This window comes from Variovorax sp. 01N425, assembly GCF_056399465.1.
The window spans coordinates 2,501-5,653 of record NZ_JBFTRJ010000039.1; the positions used below are offsets into that span (position 1 = coordinate 2,501).

Sequence of the window (3,153 nt, forward strand, 5' to 3'; positions counted from 1 at the left end):
GGGTCAAGTGAATAAGAGCACGTGGTGGATGCCTTGGCGATGATAGGCGACGAAGGACGTGATAGCCTGCGATAAGCTTCGGGGAGCTGGCAAATTAGCTTTGATCCGGAGATTTCCGAATGGGGAAACCCACCGAAAGGTATCGCATGATGAATACATAGTCATGCGAGGCGAACCGGGTGAACTGAAACATCTCAGTAGCTCGAGGAAAAGACATCAACCGAGATTCCGAAAGTAGTGGCGAGCGAAATCGGAGAAGCCTGTTAGTGATAGCACAAGACATAACGGAACAGTTTGGAAAGACTGGCCATAGCGGGTGATAGCCCCGTACGTGAAATGACCTGTGTGGTACTGAGCTAACGACAAGTAGGGCGGGACACGAGAAATCCTGTCTGAATATGGGGGGACCATCCTCCAAGGCTAAATACTCATCATCGACCGATAGTGAACTAGTACCGTGAGGGAAAGGCGAAAAGAACCCCGGGAGGGGAGTGAAATAGATCCTGAAACCGCGTGCTTACAAAAAGTAGGAGCCTCGTAAGGGGTGACTGCGTACCTTTTGTATAATGGGTCAGCGACTTACATTCAGTGGCAAGGTTAACCGAATAGGGAAGCCGTAGAGAAATCGAGTCCGAATAGGGCGATCAGTCGCTGGGTGTAGACCCGAAACCAAGTGATCTATCCATGGCCAGGATGAAGGTGCCGTAACAGGTACTGGAGGTCCGAACCGACTAGTGTTGCAAAACTAGCGGATGAGCTGTGGATAGGGGTGAAAGGCTAAACAAACTTGGAAATAGCTGGTTCTCTCCGAAAACTATTTAGGTAGTGCCTCAAGTATTACCATCGGGGGTAGAGCACTGTTTTGGCTAGGGGGTCATGGCGACTTACCAAACCAAGGCAAACTCCGAATACCGATGAGTACAGCTTGGGAGACAGAGCACCGGGTGCTAACGTCCGGACTCAAGAGGGAAACAACCCAGACCGCCAGCTAAGGTCCCTAAAATTGGCTAAGTGGGAAACGAAGTGGGAAGGCTAAAACAGTCAGGATGTTGGCTTAGAAGCAGCCATCATTTAAAGAAAGCGTAATAGCTCACTGATCGAGTCGTCCTGCGCGGAAGATGTAACGGGGCTAAGCCAGTTACCGAAGCTGCGGATTTGCAATTTATTGCAAGTGGTAGGAGAGCGTTCTGTAAGCCTGTGAAGGTGCGTTGTAAAGCGTGCTGGAGGTATCAGAAGTGCGAATGCTGACATGAGTAGCGTTAAAGGGGGTGAAAAGCCCCCTCGCCGTAAGCGCAAGGTTTTCTACGCAACGTTCATCGGCGTAGAGTGAGTCGGCCCCTAAGGCGAGGCAGAGATGCGTAGCTGATGGGAAACAGGTCAATATTCCTGTACCGTTATATAGTGCGATGTGGGGACGGATCTTAATAGGTCATCCGGGTGTTGGATATCCCGGTTTAGTTGGATGTAGGCGTGCATTAGGCAAATCCGGTGCACATATACCGAGGCCAACGATCGAGCGGACTTGTCCGTGAAGTGACTGAACGAGGTTCCAGGAAAAGCCACTAAGCTTCAGCTATATACGACCGTACCGCAAACCGACACTGGTGCGCGAGATGAGTATTCTAAGGCGCTTGAGAGAACTCAGGAGAAGGAACTCGGCAAATTGACACCGTAACTTCGGAAGAAGGTGTGCCCTATTAGTGTGTAGTGAACAACGAAGCATGAATGGGTTGCAAAAAATCGGTGGCTGCGACTGTTTATTAAAAACACAGCACTCTGCAAACACGAAAGTGGACGTATAGGGTGTGACGCCTGCCCGGTGCTGGAAGATTAAATGATGGGGTGCAAGCTCTTGATTGAAGTCCCAGTAAACGGCGGCCGTAACTATAACGGTCCTAAGGTAGCGAAATTCCTTGTCGGGTAAGTTCCGACCTGCACGAATGGCGTAACGATGGCCACACTGTCTCCTCCTGAGACTCAGCGAAGTTGAAATGTTTGTGATGATGCAATCTCCCCGCGGAAAGACGGAAAGACCCCATGAACCTTTACTGTAGCTTTGTATTGGACTTTGAACAGATCTGTGTAGGATAGGTGGGAGGCTTTGAAGCAGGGTCGCTAGATCTTGTGGAGCCAACGTTGAAATACCACCCTGGTGTGTTTGAGGTTCTAACCTAGGTCCATTATCTGGATCGGGGACAGTGCATGGTAGGCAGTTTGACTGGGGCGGTCTCCTCCCAAAGCGTAACGGAGGAGTTCGAAGGTACGCTAGTTACGGTCGGACATCGTGACGATAGTGCAATGGCATAAGCGTGCTTAACTGCGAGACTGACAAGTCGAGCAGATGCGAAAGCAGGACATAGTGATCCGGTGGTTCTGTATGGAAGGGCCATCGCTCAACGGATAAAAGGTACTCTGGGGATAACAGGCTGATACCGCCCAAGAGTTCATATCGACGGCGGTGTTTGGCACCTCGATGTCGGCTCATCTCATCCTGGGGCTGTAGCCGGTCCCAAGGGTATGGCTGTTCGCCATTTAAAGAGGTACGTGAGCTGGGTTTAAAACGTCGTGAGACAGTTTGGTCCCTATCTTCCGTGGGCGCTGCAGATTTGAGGAAGCCTGCTCCTAGTACGAGAGGACCGGAGTGGACACACCTCTGGTGTATCGGTTGTCACGCCAGTGGCATTGCCGAGTAGCTAAGTGTGGAAGAGATAACCGCTGAAAGCATCTAAGCGGGAAACTCGTTTCAAGATGAGATCTGCCGGGGCCTTGAGCCCCCTAAAGAGTCGTTCAAGACCAGGACGTTGATAGGTCAGGTGTGGAAGCGCAGTAATGCGTTAAGCTAACTGATACTAATTGCTCGTGCGGCTTGACCCTATAACTTTGATCAATCAGATCAAGGTGTTATGCCAAGTTGACGCATTCAAAATAATTCGCCAAAAGCTGATTCCAAACTCTATGAATTCGTTGTGTTGATCATGTGATCAGCACGACAACAAGTTATGCCTGATGACCATAGCGACGTGGTACCACTCCTTCCCATCCCGAACAGGACAGTGAAACGCGTCAGCGCCGATGATAGTGCGGGTTCCCGTGTGAAAGTAGGTCATCGTCAGGCTCTTACAGCCAGGAAAAGCCCAACACGGTGTGTTGGGC

Annotated in this window: 2 rRNA genes; both read left to right on the forward strand. The window is 50.7% G+C overall.

Annotated features, from left to right (window positions below):
• Window position 1 precedes the first annotated feature (1 nt).
• A 23S ribosomal RNA gene (locus tag AC1DSC_RS32400) occupies window positions 2-2,874 on the forward strand.
• A 128-nt stretch (window positions 2,875-3,002) separates the two neighbouring features.
• Window positions 3,003-3,115 (forward strand): 5S ribosomal RNA (gene rrf / locus AC1DSC_RS32405).
• The last annotated feature ends 38 nt before the right edge of the window (window positions 3,116-3,153 follow it).